Source organism: Streptomyces viridochromogenes DSM 40736 (assembly GCF_000158955.1).
Taxonomy (GTDB): Bacteria; Actinomycetota; Actinomycetes; order Streptomycetales; family Streptomycetaceae; genus Streptomyces; species Streptomyces venetus.
The window spans coordinates 7,153,158-7,171,848 of the sequence record NZ_GG657757.1; the positions used below are offsets into that span (position 1 = coordinate 7,153,158).

Genomic DNA, 18,691 nt, shown 5'->3' on the forward strand with positions numbered 1-18,691 from the left:
CTGAACGCCGGCATGGTCGGCCTCCAGACCTCGCACCGCTACGGCAACGCGACCTTCCTGGAATCCGACTTCGTCCTCGGCATCGGCAACCGCTGGGCCAACCGCCACACCGGCAGACTCGACGTCTACACCGCAGGCCGGACCTTCGTCCACGTCGACATCGAGCCCACCCAGCTCGGCAGGATCTTCGCCCCCGACTACGGCATCGCCTCCGACGCCAGGGCCGCGCTGGAACTGTTCGTCGAGGTGGCGAAGGACCCAGCCCCTCAGGCGTCCAGGGACACGTTCAGTCCCCTCCGCCCCCGCCCCCGCCGCAGGAGTAGTAGCCCCCACCGCCTCCGTTCGCACCGCGCGATGAGTGCTTGAGAAGGCCCTTGCCGCCCACCTCGGCACGACGGACCAGACCCGCCCGCAGGGCGAAGCGCGGCACCAGCAACCGCAGCGCCGCCTCGCCGTGCAGCGCGACGGCGAGCAGCCGCTCGTCGTCCGTCAGGCCGCGTCTGTCCGCCGGCAGCGGGTGGTGCTGCCGCAGGTCCCGAACGTGGCGGCGGGCGGCGCGTGTCGCGCCGAGCAGCGGATAGCGCAGCAGGCCCGCCTCCGCGAGGGGGACGCGCATGAGGGCCACCGCGAGCCGGACCTCCGGATCCTTCACCAACGTCCTCAGGCCGGCGGGCTCATGGAGGCGGGCGTGCACCGCCTGGGCCAGCGGAGACGGGGGTCGCCGCGCGCTCACGGCGTCCGCGACGCCCGCCCGGACCGTCCCGGGCCGGCCGGCCTCGGCCAGGCCGCGCAGATGCAGGTCCACCACGGCGACGGTGACGGCGGCCCGCGGACCTTCCCCCAGCAGTGCGATCTCGTGCGGCTCCAGCCGGACCGCCGTACCGTCGCCCATGGCTTCAACCCCCGTACCGGGACCCGCCGCCCCCGTGCCGGCGGGCCCCGTGTGTAGTCGAGAATGTGCCCGGCCCCGGGGGCAGTTGAAGCCCCCGGGGCCGGGTTCAGAGGTTGATTTGAGGGTTCCGTAGGGCGCGTACGACCGGTGCCGTAGGCCTGCCTACACGGTGTGGTGCTCCGACAGCCCCGGCCAGTCGTCCGGGCCGCCGCCCTGCCACTCCACGAGGTCGCTCTCCGCTACGTCGGTGACGTACAGGTCGGCCTGCCGCAGGATCTCGGCGACGTCGTCCGTGTGTGTGGCGACGCCCAGTGGCTCGTCGCCCAGGGTGACCCGGCGGGAGCCGTCCAGGGCGGGGGCGTGGACCACGACGTGCGGGTGCTCGGTTGGATGTGCCATGCCTTCAGGCTGCTGCGGACCGGACGGTTCCGCACGCTGAACGGGCTGGGCCGTCCGACGGCGCGAGGCTGGGCGCGACAGGACGTTCGCGCCGCCGGACGGGGTCTTCAAGGGGGGGGGGACAACCGGGACCGCGGCGGGTGCGACGGGTCCGGGACGTCTTCCCTCAGGTCGAGAAGCCGGCCCGGCGCCCTTCACCACCGCACTGGCTCGCAGCCGCCGCGGTCCATGCCCTGCCCGCGCCCGCGCCCGCGGGCGACCACCCCTCATCCGGGTCGCCCCGGGCGGTCGGACACGGTCAGGGAGTTCGGGGGGTCGGTCCTCGCCCAGAGTGTGACCGCCTCCTCCACACGCCGCCCGCGACGGGCCGGCGGAAGGGGTGGGCACGGGTGGGCCCGGGCGGCGCCGCCCCTTTGGGCGCGACAGGACACATGTCAGCGGCGGCGCCGCCCGGAGCATGAGGGACCCCGGGGGATGAGCGGGGGTCAGACCTGGGCGCCGGAGAGCCGCTCCACGGCTCGCAGCAGCGCCGAGTGGTCCAGGCCGCCGTCGCCCTGCGCGCGCAGGGCTCGCGACCAGCTGGGCGACCACGGCACCGACGGGCAGGGACGCGCCGACGTTGCGGGCGGCGTCCGTGACGATGCCCATGTCCTTGTGGTGCAGGTCGATCCGGAAGCCCGGCTTGAAGTCGCGGTTCAGGAAGTTGTCCTTCTTGCGCGTCAGCACGGTCGAGCCGGCCAGTCCGCCGCCCAGGACGTCCAGCGCCGCCTTCAGGTCCACGCCGGACTTCTCCAGGAAGACCACCGCCTCGGCGCACGCCTGGATGTTCACGGCGACGATCAGCTGGTTGGCGGCCTTCACGGTCTGGCCGCAGCCGTGCGGACCGCACAGCACGATGGTCTTGCCGAGCGCCTCGAAGATCGGCTTCGCCTGGTCGAAGTCGGCCTGCTCACCCCCGACCATGATGGACAGCACGGCCTCGATCGCGCCCGCCTCGCCGCCGGACACGGGGGCGTCGAGCACCCGGATGCCCTTGTCCCCGGCGGCCCTGGACAGGTCGACGGAGGTCTGCGGGGTGATCGACGACATGTCGATCAGCAGCGCGCCGGACCGCGCGTTCTCCAGGATGCCGTCGGGGCCGTACGAGATGGCCTCGACCTGCGGGGACGCGGGCACCATCGTGACGATCACGTCGGCGTCCCGCACGGCCTCGGCGATCGAACGGGCCGCGGTGCCGCCGGCGGCGGCCAGGCGGTCCAGCTTGTCCTGCTCCAGCGTGAAGCCGGTGACGTCGTAACCCGCCTTGATCAGGTTCTCCGACATGGGGGAGCCCATGATGCCGAGGCCTATCCAGGCGATCTTGGGGAGTGCGTTGCTCATGAGGGTGTGCCTTTCGGTGCGGGGGTCAGCGGGGCAGCCAGTCGAAGGCCCGGGCGCTCGGGCGGTCGCCCGGCTTGTACTCCAGGCCGACCCAGCCGTCGTAACCCGCCTTCCTCAGCTGGTCGAGGAGGTCTTCGAGGGGCAGCGAGCCCGTGCCCGGCGCGCCTCGCCCCGGGGTGTCGGCGATCTGCACATGGCCGGTCTTCGCGGCGTACCGCTCGATCACCAGCGGCAGGTCCTCGCCGTTCATGGACAGGTGGTACAGGTCCATGAGGAACCGGGCGTTGTCCAGTCCTGTCGCATCGTTGACCCTGTCGACGACGTCGACGGCGGCCGGGGCCGACACCAGCGGGTACAGCGGGGACTCGGGGGCGTTCAGCGCCTCGATCAGCAGGATCGCGCCGATCCGGTCGGCGGCCCCGGCGGCCAGGACCAGGTTCTCCAGGGCGAGCGCGTCCTGCTCGGCCGGATCCACGCCCTCGACACGGTTGCCGTAGAGGGCGTTGAGGGCCTTGCAGCCCAGCGACTGCGCGAAGCCGGCCGCCACGTCGACGTTGGCGCGGAACCGCTCCGACTCCTCGCCGGGGACCGACAGGGCGCCGCGATCCGGGCCCGGGAGCCGGCCGGCGTAGAAGTTCAGGCCGGTGAGCCGGACGCCCGCGTCCTCGATCGCCCGCTTCAGGGCGTCGAGTTCGGACCGCTCGGGGACCGGTGAGTCGATCCAGGGCCACCACAGCTCGACCGCGGAGAAGCCGGCAGCGGCGGCGGCCGCGGGGCGCTCCAGGAGGGGGAGTTCCGTGAAGAGGATCGACAGGTTGACGTTGAAGCGCTGGTCTGCGAATCCCATCGGGGCGGCGCTCCCTTCCTTATATTCCGTATCGCGGAATCTAGTTTCTGCTCAACGGAAGACTGCCGTCGGCTCGCGAAGGTTGTCAAGGGGGTCGGCGGCTGCCGTCCGACGCCTGCGGGAGAGGAGGTGGGGTCGGCCGCCGCCGCGTACCGGGCGGTGCGTGGCTGAATTCCGTCGTTTCCGGGAAACCGTTTCGGCCATGGAGTGGGCCGAATTTGTTGGCTCGAAATCTCCTTATGGTGGCAAGAACTGCTTCAGTTAGCGTGTCGGCTGTTTGCATACGCTGACGGGGGCTGAACATGAAACCGCGGTTGGGTATTACTGCGCGATTCCGTTCCGGGCTGGAGAGCCATTCGATCCATCGGGGCTACGTCGAACACGTCGCCCGGTCGGGCGGCATTCCCCTGGTCGTTCCCTGCGTCGACGAGGCACTCTGCGAGCACTATCTCTCGGGCCTCGACGGCCTCCTGCTCACCGGCGGTGAGGATATCGACCCGGACCACTGCACGGGCACGGCGCGGCAGCCCGGATATACGTACCAGCCCACGCGTGACGTCTTCGAATTACGCCTCGCACACGCCGCGCTGGCGGCGGGACTGCCCGTTCTCGGTATCTGCCGCGGCTGTCAGGTCCTGTACGCCGCCACGGGAAATCCGCTCATCTCCCACATCCCCGATGTCAACGGCGGCCGCGTCGCCCACCGCACCTCCCTGACGGAGACCTCCCTGCACGACGTGACGCTCGCGGAGGGCAGCACCGTCGCCCGGGCGTACGGTCGGCGGACCGTCACCGTCACCTCGTACCACCACCAGGGCCTGGGCCCCGCGGCGGCGCACAGTCCGTGGCGGGTGACGGCCCGCTCCGACGACGACCTGCCCGAGGCGATCGAGCATGTCGGCGCGGGTTGGGCGGTGGGCGTCCTTTGGCACCCGGAGCTGCCCACCGGGCCGGACGTGCCCGACCCGCTGATCTCGCTGTTCGTGGCGGTGGCGGCGGAGCACGCGGCGGCCGGGGAACCCTCGTACGCCCTCGGGGGGCGCTGATGTTCGACGTCCGCCGACTCGGTCCACGGGATCTCGGACTGATCCTGGACCTCCAGGAACGCATCCGGGCGTCGCTCGCCGACCCGGACGTCTTCCAGACCAGCACGCCCGAGTTCGTCTCGTACTGCCTCGCCGACGGCGGGCTCTGCTACGGCGTGAACCACGGCACCGGGACGGTCGCCTACCGAATGGTCTACTTTCCGCGCGACCGGGACTTCAACCTGGCGAAGGACACCCCCCTGCCGCCCGCCGAGTACGGCCGGGTCGCGCACTGGGACACCATCGCCGTCCTGCCCGAATGGCGGGGCCACGGACTCGCCCGGCTCATGAACGGCAGAGCGCTCGACGACGTGGCCGGCCTCGACATCCGGCATCTCTGCGCGACCAGTTCACCGCAGAATCCCGCAGGTGTCGGATCGCTGATGCGCGCGGGATTCCGTCCCGTCCGACTGGTCCGGAAGTTCGGCGGAAAACTTCGCTTTCTGTTCTACCGGCCCACTCCGGGGGCTTGGCCCGTGAAAGAAACCACTGCGACGAAGCCGCCGCCCGAGCGCTGTCTCCCCTTTTCCGACACGGCAGGACTGGACCAGGCATTCCGGGAAGGCTGGGTCGGTGTCGATATCGACACCGACCGGACCGGGCCCGGCCTTCGTCTGAGACGCCACCCCCTCCCGTTCACCGGCCAGCGGATCTGAGGTATTTCCGGTGGCAATCCCACCCCTCGTACGGAAAACGGTGCCGTGAAGACGATCATCACCACCCCCAGCCCCGACCTGGCCCGATCCGACGTCCTGCGCGACGGAACGATCGACCACGCCCCGGACCTCGACGCGGCCCCCGTCGACCGGCTCCTCACCCAGGTGACGGCCCGGGGCGCGCGGGGCCTCATCCTGTCCAGGCGCCCCGCCGACTCCTTCCTGAGGCACTGGTCCGCGACCGTGCCCGGCCCCAAGTTCCTCTCCTACGTCACCGGCGTTCCCCGCAGGTCCGCCCCGGCGGACGTCACCGAGTTCACGCAGGCCGACTCCACGCTCACCTCGCTCGCCACGGCCCTCGGCGGCTTCGAACGACGGTTCGCCCTCCAACGGTCCCTCCCCACGCGCCCCGGCGCCGAGGGCCGGGACGTGGTGCTGATCGGCGCCGGCATCGTCAACCTGGTGACGGCCCTGTACCTGTGGCGGGACGGCCACCGGGTCACGGTCCTCGACCGGTCACCCGCCCCCGGCGGCGCCCACTGGCTCCGGTACGGCTGCACCCACGCCGGTGACGACGCCCGCATGGTCACCTTCACCGAGATGGACAGTTACAACAACCAGGACCTCCACGGCACCCCGCCGCAGTACTTCCGGCGGCCCGTCGACCGGCAGGGCTGGCTCGCCACCGGCAGCCGACCGCTCACCGAACGGGAGCAGGCCTGGATCGAGGAGTTCGAACGGGTGCCGTCCTGGCTGGCCCGCGCCTACAACCAGGACATCTTCGCCTTCACCGCCGAGGCGTTCGACGAGTGGACCGCGCTGCGCCGCGAGTTACCCGGCCTCTTCGAGCGCGTCGTCCTCACCGACGGCATCCTGCGCCTCTACGGAGACGCGGCCCATCACCAGGCCGCACTCGCCCGGCACCGCGCCGTCGGCGCGCTGGCCCGCGAACTGTCCCCGGCGGAGCTGACCGCACGGTTCCCGGGTCTCGCCCAGGCCTTCGAGTCCGGCGCGCTGGCGGGCGGCTTCCTCGTGCCCGGCTTCACCGTGGGCGTCCACCGCTTCGCGCACGGCCTCGTCTCCTTCCTCCAAGAGCGCGGCGTGACGTTCCACTGGAACGCTCCCGTGCGGCGGGTCCTGCGCGACACCTCGGGCACGGTGACCGGCTTCGACAGCGCCGTCCCGATCCCCGACGACGCCCACGTCGTCGCCTCGCCCGGCGCCCACGGTCACGCCCTGCTCGACGGATCGCCCTGCGAGGGCAGGATCCAGGGCGTGCTGGGCGGCTGGATGCGGCTCAGCAACGAACGCGCCCGGCTGCCCTGCTCGCTGAAGGTCGGCCGCCGCGGGCACGTCACCGAGGACGCCAACGTGACCGTCGCGGTGGACGGCGACGGACGGTCCACGCTGATCGTCGGCTCCGGGTACGGCTACGTCGGGCTGGCCGGCCACGTCGACGAGGCACAGCTCGACGCCGTCCGGCTCGGCATCCTGGACACCGTCGAGCGGCTCTTCCCGGACCAGGCCCACCGCTCGGCCTCGTCCCGCGCCTCGGACAACTACGACTTCAAGTACTGCGTGCGGCCCTGGACCGCGACCTCCCTCGGCCTCCACCACACGGAGCCCACCGCGCGGGGCGGACTGTTCGTCGTCAACGGCGGTCACAACACGGGCGGCTTCGCCCAGGCCCCCGCCGTCGCCCGGGCCGTCCTGGCCTCCCTCACCGGACGGCCGCACCCGATGCACGCCCTCTACCACCCCGAGCGCCTCACCGCCTTCATGGCGGACGAGGCCCAGGCCGCCGCCGCACCGATGGAACCCGCGGCATACCCGGCCTGACCACCGCCGATACCGCCGATACCGCCGATACCGCCAGGAGGCAGGCACGGTGTCCCCGCACGAAGAGTCCGTCCCGCTCGACCCGCCCGACTGGGAGGAGTTCAAGGCGCTGGGCAGGCGCATGGTCGACGACATGGCCGACCACCTCGCGGGCATCCGCGACCGCCCCGTGTGGCAGCCGGTCCCCGCCGAGATCCGCACGCGCCTCGACATCCCCCTGCCCCGGACCCCCACCCCGGCGGAGGACGTCTACGAGGAGTTCCGCACGACGGTCCTGCCGTACCCGCGCGGCAACATCCACCCCCGGTTCTGGGGCTGGGCGAACGGCTCCGGCGTGCCGGTCGCCGCCTACGCCGACCTGCTGGCGTCCCTCGTCAACTGCACGCTCGGGTCGGGCGAGAACGCCGCCATGATGGTCGAGCACCAGGTGCTGGAGTGGCTGAAGGAGGCCATGGACTGGCCCATCACCGGGTCGGGCCTGCTGACCAGCGGTGCCTCGATGGGGCAGATCGTCGCCCTCGCCGCCGCCCGGCAGGCCGCGGCCGGGGCCGAGGACATCCGCGGCGGGGGCGCCGTCGCCGACGGCCGCCAGTTCACCGTCTACGGTTCCACCCAGACCCACCACTCCATCGAGAAGGCCGTAGAACTGCTCGGGATCGGCGGCCGGTACTTCCGGCAGATCCCGGTCGACACCGGCTTCAGGATCGACACGGAGGCGCTGCGCACCGCGATCCGCCGGGACCGCGAGGCCGGACACGTCCCGCTCTGTCTCGTCGGAAACGCCGGCACGGTCAATACCGGGGCCGTCGACCCCCTCGAAGAACTCCTCGCCGTCGCCCGGGAGGAGGACCTCTGGTTCCACGTCGACGGCGCCTTCGGGGCCTTCGCCCAGCTGCTGCCGACCCACCGGCCCCTGCTGGCGGGGATGGCCGAGGCCGACTCGCTCGTCTTCGACCTGCACAAATGGCTGTACATGCCGTTCGACGTGAGCTGCGTGCTCGTCCGTGCCTCCGGCGCGCTGGAGAACACCTTCAGCTCCAGCGCGGACTACATCAGCAGCACGGCCCAGGGGCCCGCCGCGTACTCCCTCGCCTTCTCCGACCGGGGCATCGAGCAGTCCCGGCGGTTCCGGGCGCTGAAGGTGTGGTTCGCCCTCAAGGCGCACGGCATCGAGTCCTACGCCGCCTCGATCGCGGGCAACATCGACCAGTGCGCCCACCTCGCCAAGCTGGTCGACGGCTCGGACCGGCTGGAGCTCGTGTCCCGCAGCGATCTCAACGTCGTGTGCTTCCGCTACACCTGGCCCGGTGCCGGGCCCGACGAGCTGAACCGCGTCAACAGGGACGTCCTGTCGCGCCTCCAGACGGCGGGTGAGGCCATGCCGTCCCATACGGTGATCGACGGCAGGTTCGTGCTCCGGGTCGCCAACAACAACCACCGGACGGTCCACTCCGACTTCGACTTCCTCGTCGCCCGGGTCGTGGAGCTCGGCGACGAACTCGTCGCAGCGTCACGATGACCCGGCACCGACCGCCGCCGGACCGCGGAGCAGCCCGACGAGAGGAGACACCCATGGACCCCGCCGGGCGGCGGCACTCCGCTCCCGCACTGGTCGGCCTGGCGGCCGCACTCGTCGCGACGGCCCTGTGGGGCTTCACCTTCCTCGGCCCCGCCGCCGTCGACCCGGTGAACGTCTACTACCTGGTCCTGGGCAGGTACGCGGTGTTCGGGCTGATGTCGGCCGTCGTCCTGGCCGCGCGGTGGGAGCGGCTGCGCGCGCTCGGCGGGCGTGACGTGCTGAAGGCGCTGCACCTCGGCGTCGTGGGATACATCGGCTTCTACCTGCTGCTGTCGATGGCCGCGTCCGTCGGCGGCGGTGTGCTCGCCTCGGCCATGACCGGGCTGATCCCCGTCATGGTCTCGCTGATCTCCAACGCCGTCGAGAAGGTCTTCCCCTGGCGCAGCGGCCTGCTGCCCATCGCGGTCATCGCCGGCGGACTGTTCCTCGTCAACGGCGGCACCGCCTCCCTCGGCACGGCCGGCGACGGACAGGACCGGCTCCTCGGCGCCGCGCTCGGGTTCGCCTCCTGCGTCGCGTGGTCGTACTTCGTGATCGCCAACCGGATGATCCTGCGGCGTACGGTCCCGGCCCCCGACAACGCCGTGTGGACCGCCTGCATCGGCATCGGCGCGTTCGGCGGCTCGCTCGTCCTGCTCCCGCTGGCCGCCTCGGCCGACGGCACCTCCCCGTTCGCGGACGCGGGCACGCTGCTGCCGTTCCTGGCCTGGTGCGCGGCGCTGGCCGTGCTGGGCTCCTGGTGCGCCACCTGGTTCTGGAACATCGCCTCCAGGCGCCTGCCGGCCACGGTCATGGGGCCGGTGATCGGAATGGAGGCCGTGTTCGGGGCGTTGTTCTATCTGCTGTGGGAACAGCGCATGCCCACCGCCCAGGAGTTCTGGGGAGGCCTGCTGGTCATCGGCGGGGTGTTCTTCAGCTTCTACGTCTTCGACCGCAGCCGGCTGCCCCGGGAAGCCGAGGAGCGACAGGGCCGGGGCGCCCGCGTCGGCTAGGGTCGCCTCGTGGCGGACGCGGCACGTCCGTGCGCCCGCCCCGACGCGCCCCGTGGCGGGTGATCCGGGCGCAGGTCACGATGGCGTTTGGGGGCAGCATGCGATTGAGAGTGGAGTTCACCACGGAGCCCTTCGACCTCGACGAGGCACCCGCGCACGCGGTGGTGGCCCGCGAGGTCGTGGAGGCCGCCGAGCTGGACGCCGTGGACGTCGGCCCGTTCGGCAACACCGCGGAGGGCGGCGCCGACACGGTGCTCACCGCCGTCGACGCCCTGCTCCGCAAGGCCCTGGAGGCGGGCGCCACGCGGATCTCGCTCCAGGTCAACGTGATCGAGGAGGAGGGGGCATGAGCGGCGCGGGCGACGAGCCGTTCATCGCGGCCGTCAAGCCCCTGGTCGACGCCATGGGCGGCGAGCTGGTCCCGCCGGACGAGGCCGGCCCGGACGACGTCGTCCTGTCCTGGCAGGGAGCCGAGGTCGTCGCCGTACGGCTGCCGCAGCTCGCCGACTCCCTCGACCACATCCTCGCCGCCATGGAGCGCCGCAAGGGCCTGCCGCTGGCCGACCTGGACCGCAAGGCCAAGCAGGAGGTCGTACGGATACTCGAGGCGCGCGGCGCCTTCTCCGTACGGCACGGGGTGGAGACCGTGGCGAGCGCCCTCGGCGTCAGCCGCTTCACCGTCTACAACTACCTCAACCGCGAGAAGGGGGCCTGACCGGCCCGGCATCCGGCGGTCTCCTCGCCCCGCCCGGCTTCTCCCCGCGAATTTTCAACAAACTGTTGACGTGCTGTCGCGGGAGGGCGTTAGCTATCGGCACGCCCGTTCAGCACGACGGCCGCATCCGGCCACGGAGGCTCCCGTGACTCCCACTTCCACGCCGGGCCTGACCCGGTTCAACGCCCTCGAGGAGCACGCGGCCCGTACCGCGCTCCACGAGGCGTGCGCCTCCACGGCGTGGGCGAAGCGGCTGCTGGCCGCCCGCCCCTACGCCACGGCCGAGGACCTGTACACCGCGAGCGACGCCGCCATGGCGGAGCTGACGGCCGAGGACCTCGCTCAGGCGATGGCCGGACACCCGCCCATCGGCCGCCCGAAGCCCGGCGACCCCACCTCGGCCCGGGAACAGCGCGGCATGGCGGGCGCCTCCGACGCGCTCAAGGCGGAGATGCTGGAGCTGAACCTCGCCTACCAGGAGAGGTTCGGCCATGTCTTCCTGATCTGCGCCACCGGCCTGACCGGCGAGCAGATGCGCGACGCGGTCCGGGAGCGGATCGGCAACACGCCGGAGCGGGAGCGGGAGATCGTCCGCACCGAGCTGGGCAAGATCAACCGCATCCGACTGGCCCGACTCGTCGCGGAGGAAGCCCGACCATGAGCACCAGCACCACCGCCTCGGTGTCCACGCACATCCTGGACACCAGCATCGGCCGTCCCGCCGCGGGCGTCGCCGTCGAGCTCGCGGCCCGTGCCGGCCGCGACGCCGCGTGGCAGGCGCTCGGCGGCTCCGCGACCGACGCGGACGGCCGGTGCAAGGACCTGCCGGCCCTGCCGGAGGGAACCACCCACGTACGGCTCGACTTCGCGGTGGAGCCGTACTTCGAGAAATCCGCGAAGAAGCAAGCCGATGCGCAGCAGGACGCCCCCGCGAATCGGGACAGCGGTGCCGGTGCGTTCTTCCCGGAGGTGGCGATCACGTTCGCCGTCGTGCCGGGCGAGCACTACCACGTACCGCTGCTGCTCAACCCGTTCGGCTACTCCGTTTACCGAGGGAGCTAGCTATGCCCACCTTTCTGGGACAGAACCAGTACGGCAAGGCCGAGAACCGAGTCGTCAAGATCACGCGGGACGGCGCCACCCATCACATCAAGGACCTGAACGTCTCCGTGTCGCTGAGCGGCGACATGGACGAGGTCCACTACTCCGGCTCGAACGCCAACGTCCTGCCGACCGACACCACCAAGAACACGGTGTACGCGTTCGCCAAGGAGCACGGCATCGAGTCCGCCGAGCAGTTCGGCATCCACCTCGCCCGCCACTTCGTGACGAGCCAGGAGCCGATCAGGACGGCACGCATACGCGTCGAGGAGTACGCCTGGGACCGGATCGCGGTGTCCGGCGAGGCCGAGCACTCCTTCGTCCGCAAGGGCCAGGAGGTCCGGCTGACCCAGATCACCTACGACGGCACGTCGTGGGAGGTCGTCTCCGGCCTCAAGGACCTCGTCGTGATGAACTCGACCGACTCCGAGTTCTGGGGCTACGTCAAGGACACGTACACGACGCTGAAGGAGGCCCACGACCGCATCCTGGCCACCGAGGTCTCCGGCCGCTGGCGGTTCAACTGGAGCGACGACGAGCAGCCCATGCCCGACTGGGAGACGTCCTACGGCCAGGTCAGGCAGCACATGCTCCAGGCCTTCGCCGAGACGTACTCCCTCTCGCTCCAGCAGACGCTGTACCAGATGGGCGCGCGGATCATCGACAACCGCGGCGAGATCGACGAGGTCCGCTTCTCCCTCCCGAACAAGCACCACTTCCTGGTCGACCTGGAGCCGTTCGGGCTCAAGAACGACAACGAGGTCTACTTCGCCGCCGACCGCCCCTACGGCCTGATCGAGGCGACGATCCTCAGGGACGGCTGCGAGGCGAGGATCCCGGTGGACCTCACCAACCTCTGAGGTCTCCCTCTTTCGGCACCCGTGGCCGGGGAACCCTTGTCCCGGCCACGGCACTCAAATCTCCAGGGTCCTGCCGTGCCCTCGCCAATGCAGCACACTTCGTGAAAAGGGACGAACCATGGCAGCAGACCGGCGCATCGTCATCGAGAACTGCGCGATCGCGACCGTCGACGCGAACGACACCGAGTACGCCTCCGGGCACGTCGTCCTCGCCGGCCACCGCATCGAGTCCCTCGGCGCGGGCAGAGCCCCGGAGGACCTGGAGAACGTCGTACGCCGGATCGACGCCTCCGGCCACCTCGTGACGCCCGGCCTGATCAACACGCACCACCACTTCTACCAGTGGATCACCCGGGGCCTGGCCACGGACCACAACCTCTTCGACTGGCTGGTCGCGCTGTACCCGGTCTGGGCGCGCATCGACGAGCCGATGGTGCGCGCGGCCGCCCAGGGCTCGCTCGCGATGATGGCCCGCGGCGGCGTCACCACCGCCATGGACCACCACTACGTCTTCCCGCACGGCTCCGGCGACCTGTCCGGCGCGATCATCGGCGCCGCCCGTGACATGGGCGTCCGCTTCACCCTGGCCCGCGGCTCCATGGACCGCAGCGAGAAGGACGGCGGCCTGCCCCCGGACTTCGCCGTCGAGACCCTGGACGGTGCGCTGGCGGCCACCGAGGAGACCGTCCGGGAGCACCACGACTCCTCCTTCGACGCCATGACCCAGGTCGCCGTCGCACCCTGCTCGCCCTTCTCCGTCTCCACCGAACTGCTCCGGGACGGCGCCCAACTGGCCCGCCGGCTCGGCGTCCGGCTGCACACCCACGGCTCGGAGACCGTGGAGGAGGAGAAGTTCTGCCACGAGTTGTTCGGCATGGGCCCGACCGACTACTTCGAGTCCACCGGCTGGCTCGGCGAGGACGTGTGGATGGCGCACTGCGTCCACATGAACGACTCCGACATCGCCGCCTTCGCCCGCAGCGGGACCGGCGTCGCGCACTGCCCCTCCTCCAACGCCCGCCTCGCGGCCGGTATCGCCCGCGTCCCCGACATGCTCGCGGCCGGCGTCCCGGTCGGCCTCGGCGTCGACGGCACCGCGTCGAACGAGTCCGGCGAACTCCACACCGAACTGCGCAACGCCCTGCTCATCAACCGCCTCGGCGCGCACCGGGAACGGGCGCTGAACGCCCGGCAGGCGCTGCGGCTCGGGACGTACGGCGGCGCCCAGGTCCTCGGCCGGGCGAGCGAGACCGGCTCCCTGGAACCCGGCAAGCTCGCCGACCTCGTCCTGTGGAAGCTGGACACGCTCGCCCACGCCTCCATCGCCGACCCGGTGACCGCCCTGGTCTTCGGCGCGGCGGCCCCGGTCACCGCCTCCTTCGTGAACGGCCGGCAGATCGTCGAGGACGGGCGGCTGCTCACGGCCGACGAGGACGCCATCGCCCGCGCCACGCGGGACGAGGCCCAGCGCCTGGCGCGGATCGCCGCCCAGGGCTGAACACCCGGATGACTCCGGACGGGAGGGACGGCTCCCGGCCGGTGGCCGTGGCCCCGAGCGGGGTCCACGGCGGCCGTTCCCGGGGTGCGCGTGGACGCGCGCGCCCCGGAACGGTCACCCCCCTCCGTCCTCGCATGTCCGGTCCCTCCCCCAAGCTCTCGGCTTCGCTCGAGCGGGGAGGTACCCCCATGACCACCCGCACCACCTCCCTGACACCCACGGCAGCCCTGTGACGCGGCCGTGTAACCGACCGGAGGGAAGCCGCTGTGGCCGACCACCCCGTTGACGAGAAACTCCCCGCGCTCAAGATGGCGACGACCGGCCTCCAGCACGTGGCCGCCATGTACGCGGGCGTCGTCGCCCCACCCCTGATCGTCGGCGCGGCCATCGGCCTGACCGCCACCGACCTGACCTTCCTCACCGGCGCCTGCCTCTTCACCGCGGGCCTCGCCACCATCCTCCAGACGCTCGGTGTCTGGAAGATCGGCGCCCGGTTGCCGTTCGTCAACGGCGTCACCTTCGCCGGTGTCGCCCCGATGACCGCGATCGTCGCCTCCACCGAGGACAAGTCCGACGCGCTGCCCGTCATCTTCGGCGCGGTCATCGTCGCCGGACTCCTCGGCTTCCTGGCGGCCCCCGTCTTCTGCAAGGCGATCCGCTTCTTCCCGCCGGTCGTCACCGGCTCCGTGATCACCCTCATCGGGATATCGCTCCTGCCGGTCGCCTTCGGCTGGGCGCAGGGCCCCGACCCGGCGGCACACGACTACGGTTCGGCGACCAACCTGGGCCTGGCGGCCGGCACCCTCGTCCTCGTCCTGCTGCTGCGCCGCTTCACCCGCGGCTTCGTCAAGCAGATCGCGGTACTGCTCGGGCTGGTCGCGGGCACGCTGATCGCGATTCCCTTCGGCGCCACGGACTTCGGCCCGGTCGCGGACGCGGCGGTCATCGGCTTCCCCACCCCCTTCCACTTCGGCGCACCGCGGTTCCAGCTCGCCGCGATCCTCTCGCTGTGCGTGGTGATGGTGGTGTCGATGACCGAGTCGACGGCCGACATGCTGGCGCTGGGCGAGATCGTCGACCGCCCCGCGGACGAGAAGACCATCGCGGCGGGCCTGCGCGCCGACACCCTCGGCTCGGCGATCAGCCCGCTGTTCAACGGCTTCATGTGCAGCGCCTTCGCCCAGAACATCGGCCTGGTCGCGATGACGAGGATCCGCAGCCGCTACGTGGTGGCGGCCGGCGGCGGCTTCCTGGTCCTGATGGGCCTGTGCCCGATGGCCGCCTCACTGATCGCCGTCGTACCGCGCCCGGTGCTCGGCGGCGCGGGTGTGGTGCTGTTCGGGTCGGTCGCGGCCAGCGGCATCCAGACCCTGGTCCGGGCCGGTCTGGAGAAGGACAACAACGTCCTGATCGTGGCCGTCTCCCTGGCCGTCGGCATCATCCCCATCACGGCGCCCGAGTTCTACCACGCCTTCCCCGAGACGGCCCGGATCGTTCTCGACTCCGGCATCTCGACGGGCTGTGTGGCGGCGGTCCTGCTGAACCTGGTCTTCAACCACCTGGGCAGCAGCGGCCGGGACGCCCATGACGTGACCCATCCGATGGAGGCGGGGGAGGAGATCAAGGCCGCGCCCACGACCCCGGCCGCGCCCTGAAGCCGGGGCCGGTCCGTGGCTACAGCCCGAAGAAGCCCGGATCGGCCGCCAGTTTCGCGAAGTACTCCTGGGGGTTCGCGACCAGCTTGCGGGCCTTCAGGTCCATCAGTCCGCCGACCGCCGTGATCTCGGCCGCCACCGTGCCGTCGGCCTTGCGGACGGTCTGCTCGATCCGGAAGGTCTTGCCCTCGCCCCAGTCGAAGGCGCAGGTCACCTCCACCTCGTCGCCCGCGAGCAGCTCACGTTTGTAGCGGATGGTCGTCTCCAGGGCGACCGGGCCCACCCCGCTGCCGACGAGCGCGGACTGGGTGATCCCCGCCGCCCGCAGCAACGACCAGCGGGCGTGCTCCGCGTAGTTCAGGTACACGCTCTGGTTGAGGTGACCCTGCACGTCGGTCTCGTAACCGCGGACGGTCACGGGGACGGAAAACGGCTCGCTCATCGGCTTCCCCTCTCGCACCGGACTCTCGTGGTGTGCGCACACGATCGTGTGCGCAACGATCGTTCACGCAACGGTCCACCGATCTTGGCATGTTCATCACGCCCGGCGCGGAGAAGCCAGGAGATACCGCGTCCCGGTGCGCGGCTCGCGGTGCTCGCTCACCTGCCAGCCGGCCGCCTCCAGGGTGGCCGCGCAGGTCCGCAGTGCCTCGCCGTCCGGCTCGTGCACCGCGACCGCCTCCGGCTGCGGGGTCTCCCGGACCCGGTAGCCGGAGGCGTCCGCCCCGGCCGGGCGGTGTCCGGCCGCCTCCAGCGCGAGCGCGGCGGCCCGCACCAGATGCGTACGCTCCCAGCCACAGGGCCGGTCGACGGCACCGTCCGGGTTGGTCATCCGGCGCAGCTCCAGCAGCCCCTGCCAGGCGCTGTGCACCTCACGGCGCCGGGCGGGCCCGGTCTCCGGCACCGCCTCCTCGCCGCCGACGCGGGCGGCGAACACACCGGCGCCGGCGGGGGCCTCGGCTGCGGGCGCGGGCGCCTCCATGACGCCCTGCCGCACCCGATGGCCCTCCGGCGTCAGGAAGTGGTCGTGCGGCGGCCTCGGATGCCGGAAGGCGAGCCCCCGCTTCACCAGCGCCGCCAGCTGCGCCTCCGTACCCCGCAGCCGCCCCGTCACCGGGTCGGCGGCGTCGATGACCCGCCGCTGCGCGGCGGTCGGCGGTCGCGTCACGGCACGCTCCTCTCCGGCCGGGGGCACTCGCCCCACCTGCTGGAAGGCTACGACCGGGCACTGACAACGGCGCCTACTGGCGGTACCCGCCGAGGAACCGTCCGATCCGCCCGATCGCCGCCTCCAGGTCCTCGGCGTGCGGCAGGGTCAGGATGCGGAAGTGGTCCGGGGCCGGCCAGTTGAATCCGGTGCCCTGGACCACCTGGATCTTCTCCCGCAGCAGCAGGTCCAGCACGAACTTCTCGTCGTCGTGGATCCTGTGCACCTTGGGATCCAGGCGCGGGAAGGCGTACAGCGCGCCCTTCGGCTTCACGCACGTCACGCCGGGGATCTCGTTGAGCTTCTCCCAGGCCACGTTCCGCTGCTCCAGCAGCCGCCCGCCCGGCCTGGTCAACTCGCCGATGGACTGCCGGCCGCCGAGCGCGGCCTGGATGGCGTACTGGGCGGGCGCGTTGGCGCACAGCCGCATGGAGGCCAGCATGGTGAGGCCCTCCAGGTAGTCCTTCGCGTGCTGCCTGGGGCCCGTGACCACCATCCAGCCGGAGCGGAAGCCCGCCACGCGGTAGGTCTTCGACAGGCCGCAGAAGGTGAGGACCACCAGGTCGGGGGCGAGGGCCGCGGCCGAGTGGTGCACGGCGTCGTCGTAGAGGATCTGGTCGTAGATCTCGTCGGCGAACACCATCAGGCCGTGCCGCCGGGCGAGGTCGAGGATGCCCTCGACGATCTCCTTCGGGTAGACCGCGCCGGTGGGGTTGTTGGGGTTGATGATCACGACCGCCTTCGTGCGGTCGGTGATCTTCGACGCCATGTCGTCCAGGTCCGGGTACCAGTCGGCCTGCTCGTCGCACAGGTAGTGGACCGCCTTGCCGCCGGCGAGGGTCGTGACCGCCGTCCAGAGGGGGAAGTCCGGGGCGGGGATCAGGATCTCGTCGCCGTCCTCGATCAGCGCCTGGACGGCCATCGAGACCAGCTCGGAGACGCCGTTGCCGAGGAAGACGTCGTCGACGCCCACCTCGAGACCCAGCGTCTGGTAGCGCTGGGCGACCGCCCGGCGGGCGGAGAGGACACCGCGCGAGTCGGTGTAACCGTGCGCCCGCGGCAGCATCCGGATCATGTCCTGGAGGATCTCCTCCGGCGCCTCGAACCCGAAGAGCGCCGGATTGCCGGTGTTCAGCCGCAGCACGCTGTGACCCGCCTCCTCCAGCGCGTTGGCATGCTCGATGACCGGGCCGCGGATCTCGTAACAGACCTCGCTCAGCTTGCTCGACTGCCGGAACTCCATGCGCGCTTCCCCTCCGGAATCTGGTGTTGCTTGGTTTTACCAAGTACGCGCTTGGAAAGTCCAACAACTTGTCTAGACTGCGTCGCATGCCACCTCGCCGAAGCTACGACCAGTACTGTTCCGCCGCCCGCGCCCTCGACGTCGTCGGCGACCGCTGGACCCTGCTGATCGTCCGGGAGCTCCTCGCCGGTCCCCGCCGCTACACCGACCTGCACGCCGATCTGCCCGGCGTCAGCACGGACGTACTCGCCTCGCGGCTGAAGGACATGGAGCGCGACGGCCTCGCGACCCGCCGCAGGCTGCCCCCGCCCGGCGCGGCCTACGTGTACGAAGTCACTTCTCGGGGACGGGAGTTGCTGCCCGTGCTCCAGGCGCTGGGCGCGTGGGGGCAGGCGGAACTCGGGGAGCGGCGCCCCACGGACGCGGTACGGGCCCACTGGTTCGCCCTGCCGCTGCTGCGCCTGCTCGACGGGGAGGGACTCGTCGAAGTCCGCCTGGAGGAGGGGCTGTTCCATCTGCACGCCGGCGCCGAGGACGGGCCCGTCTACGGTGACGGGCCCGCGCCCGCAGAGCCCGACGCCCGGCTGGTCCTGGACACCGGCACCTGCACGGCCCTCGGCCGGGGGGAGCTGAGCCTGGCACAGGCCGTGCGGGACGGGCGGATCGAGGTGACCGGCGAGGGCACCCTCGCCAAGGCGCTGAAGGAGGCCTGAACAGGAAGAAGGCCCGCACGGGGCGGGCCT

19 protein-coding genes and 2 pseudogenes are annotated in these 18,691 nt (G+C 71.4%); 14 read left to right on the plus strand and 7 right to left on the minus strand.

Annotated features, from left to right (window positions below; genetic code table 11):
• Nucleotides 1–258 (plus strand): annotated as a pseudogene (locus SSQG_RS31320) (glyoxylate carboligase); the annotation flags it as partial.
• A gap of 28 nt (nucleotides 259–286) precedes the next feature.
• Here the strand turns inward: SSQG_RS31320 and SSQG_RS39910 are convergent.
• From SSQG_RS39910 to SSQG_RS31340, 4 genes and pseudogenes are all read right to left on the minus strand, one after another.
• The gene (locus SSQG_RS39910) at nucleotides 287–892 is read right to left on the minus strand and encodes a hypothetical protein (RefSeq protein ID WP_003993962.1); all 606 of its coding nucleotides are present in this window, start codon (nucleotides 890–892) and stop codon (nucleotides 287–289) included.
• A gap of 162 nt (nucleotides 893–1,054) precedes the next feature.
• Nucleotides 1,055–1,291, minus strand: a complete 237-nt coding sequence (locus SSQG_RS31330) for a hypothetical protein (RefSeq protein ID WP_003993963.1) — start codon at nucleotides 1,289–1,291, stop codon at nucleotides 1,055–1,057.
• Between the two features lie 485 nt (nucleotides 1,292–1,776).
• Nucleotides 1,777–2,671 (minus strand): annotated as a pseudogene (locus tag SSQG_RS31335) (2-hydroxy-3-oxopropionate reductase).
• A 25-nt stretch (nucleotides 2,672–2,696) separates the two neighbouring features.
• Entirely contained in the window at nucleotides 2,697–3,518 is an 822-nt protein-coding gene (locus SSQG_RS31340; protein WP_003993965.1) for a TIM barrel protein, read from the minus strand.
• 314 nt (nucleotides 3,519–3,832) lie between these two features.
• On the opposite strand from SSQG_RS31340, the gene SSQG_RS31345 reads away from it, so the two are divergent.
• The 12 genes from SSQG_RS31345 (at nucleotide 3,833) to SSQG_RS31400 (ending at nucleotide 15,498) form a co-directional block, all read left to right on the plus strand.
• The gene (locus SSQG_RS31345) at nucleotides 3,833–4,564 is read left to right on the plus strand and encodes a gamma-glutamyl-gamma-aminobutyrate hydrolase family protein (RefSeq protein ID WP_003993966.1); all 732 of its coding nucleotides are present in this window, start codon (nucleotides 3,833–3,835) and stop codon (nucleotides 4,562–4,564) included.
• Nucleotides 4,564–5,259: a GNAT family N-acetyltransferase gene (locus SSQG_RS31350; RefSeq protein WP_003993967.1), complete on the plus strand. Its 696-nt coding sequence runs from the start codon at nucleotides 4,564–4,566 to the stop codon at nucleotides 5,257–5,259. Before SSQG_RS31345 ends, SSQG_RS31350 begins: the two co-directional genes overlap by 1 nt.
• Before the next feature lie 45 nt (nucleotides 5,260–5,304).
• Entirely contained in the window at nucleotides 5,305–7,098 is a 1,794-nt protein-coding gene (locus SSQG_RS31355; RefSeq protein WP_003993968.1) for an NAD(P)/FAD-dependent oxidoreductase, read from the plus strand.
• Nucleotides 7,099–7,147: 49 nt separating this feature from the next.
• Nucleotides 7,148–8,617, plus strand: a complete 1,470-nt coding sequence (locus SSQG_RS31360) for a pyridoxal phosphate-dependent decarboxylase family protein (protein ID WP_003993969.1) — start codon at nucleotides 7,148–7,150, stop codon at nucleotides 8,615–8,617.
• Nucleotides 8,618–8,670: 53 nt separating this feature from the next.
• Nucleotides 8,671–9,669, plus strand: coding sequence for a DMT family transporter (locus tag SSQG_RS31365; RefSeq protein WP_063749174.1), 999 nt, complete (start codon nucleotides 8,671–8,673; stop codon nucleotides 9,667–9,669).
• Between the two features lie 98 nt (nucleotides 9,670–9,767).
• Nucleotides 9,768–10,019 (plus strand): hypothetical protein, encoded by a 252-nt coding sequence (locus SSQG_RS31370; RefSeq protein WP_003993971.1) that lies wholly within the window; start codon nucleotides 9,768–9,770, stop codon nucleotides 10,017–10,019.
• Nucleotides 10,016–10,384 (plus strand): helix-turn-helix domain-containing protein, encoded by a 369-nt coding sequence (locus SSQG_RS31375; protein ID WP_003993972.1) that lies wholly within the window; start codon nucleotides 10,016–10,018, stop codon nucleotides 10,382–10,384. The genes SSQG_RS31370 and SSQG_RS31375 overlap by 4 nt, the downstream gene beginning before the upstream one ends.
• 145 nt (nucleotides 10,385–10,529) lie before the next feature.
• Complete coding sequence (gene uraD / locus SSQG_RS31380; protein WP_039934034.1) at nucleotides 10,530–11,045, plus strand: 2-oxo-4-hydroxy-4-carboxy-5-ureidoimidazoline decarboxylase; 516 nt, start codon at nucleotides 10,530–10,532, stop codon at nucleotides 11,043–11,045.
• A complete protein-coding gene (uraH, locus tag SSQG_RS31385; RefSeq protein WP_003993974.1) occupies nucleotides 11,042–11,446 on the plus strand; it encodes a hydroxyisourate hydrolase in 405 nt (134 codons plus the stop codon). Before uraD ends, uraH begins: the two co-directional genes overlap by 4 nt.
• A gap of 2 nt (nucleotides 11,447–11,448) precedes the next feature.
• Nucleotides 11,449–12,345: a factor-independent urate hydroxylase gene (pucL, locus tag SSQG_RS31390; RefSeq protein WP_003993975.1), complete on the plus strand. Its 897-nt coding sequence runs from the start codon at nucleotides 11,449–11,451 to the stop codon at nucleotides 12,343–12,345.
• Between the two features lie 118 nt (nucleotides 12,346–12,463).
• Complete coding sequence (locus tag SSQG_RS31395; RefSeq protein ID WP_003993976.1) at nucleotides 12,464–13,843, plus strand: 8-oxoguanine deaminase; 1,380 nt, start codon at nucleotides 12,464–12,466, stop codon at nucleotides 13,841–13,843.
• Between the two features lie 266 nt (nucleotides 13,844–14,109).
• Nucleotides 14,110–15,498, plus strand: a complete 1,389-nt coding sequence (locus SSQG_RS31400) for a nucleobase:cation symporter-2 family protein (RefSeq protein ID WP_003993977.1) — start codon at nucleotides 14,110–14,112, stop codon at nucleotides 15,496–15,498.
• Nucleotides 15,499–15,517: 19 nt separating this feature from the next.
• Here the strand turns inward: SSQG_RS31400 and SSQG_RS31405 are convergent, their stop codons facing one another.
• The 3 genes from SSQG_RS31405 to SSQG_RS31415 form a co-directional block, all read right to left on the minus strand.
• Nucleotides 15,518–15,940 (minus strand): acyl-CoA thioesterase, encoded by a 423-nt coding sequence (locus SSQG_RS31405; RefSeq protein WP_003993978.1) that lies wholly within the window; start codon nucleotides 15,938–15,940, stop codon nucleotides 15,518–15,520.
• Between the two features lie 96 nt (nucleotides 15,941–16,036).
• Complete coding sequence (locus SSQG_RS31410) at nucleotides 16,037–16,666, minus strand: hypothetical protein (protein ID WP_039934037.1); 630 nt, start codon at nucleotides 16,664–16,666, stop codon at nucleotides 16,037–16,039.
• 73 nt (nucleotides 16,667–16,739) lie between these two features.
• The gene (locus SSQG_RS31415) at nucleotides 16,740–17,948 is read right to left on the minus strand and encodes a pyridoxal phosphate-dependent aminotransferase (protein ID WP_003993980.1); all 1,209 of its coding nucleotides are present in this window, start codon (nucleotides 17,946–17,948) and stop codon (nucleotides 16,740–16,742) included.
• An 86-nt stretch (nucleotides 17,949–18,034) separates the two neighbouring features.
• Here SSQG_RS31415 and SSQG_RS31420 point away from each other — a divergent pair, with 86 nt between their 5' ends.
• Nucleotides 18,035–18,661, plus strand: a complete 627-nt coding sequence (locus SSQG_RS31420; protein ID WP_039934039.1) for a winged helix-turn-helix transcriptional regulator — start codon at nucleotides 18,035–18,037, stop codon at nucleotides 18,659–18,661.
• Nucleotides 18,662–18,691 lie beyond the last annotated feature (30 nt).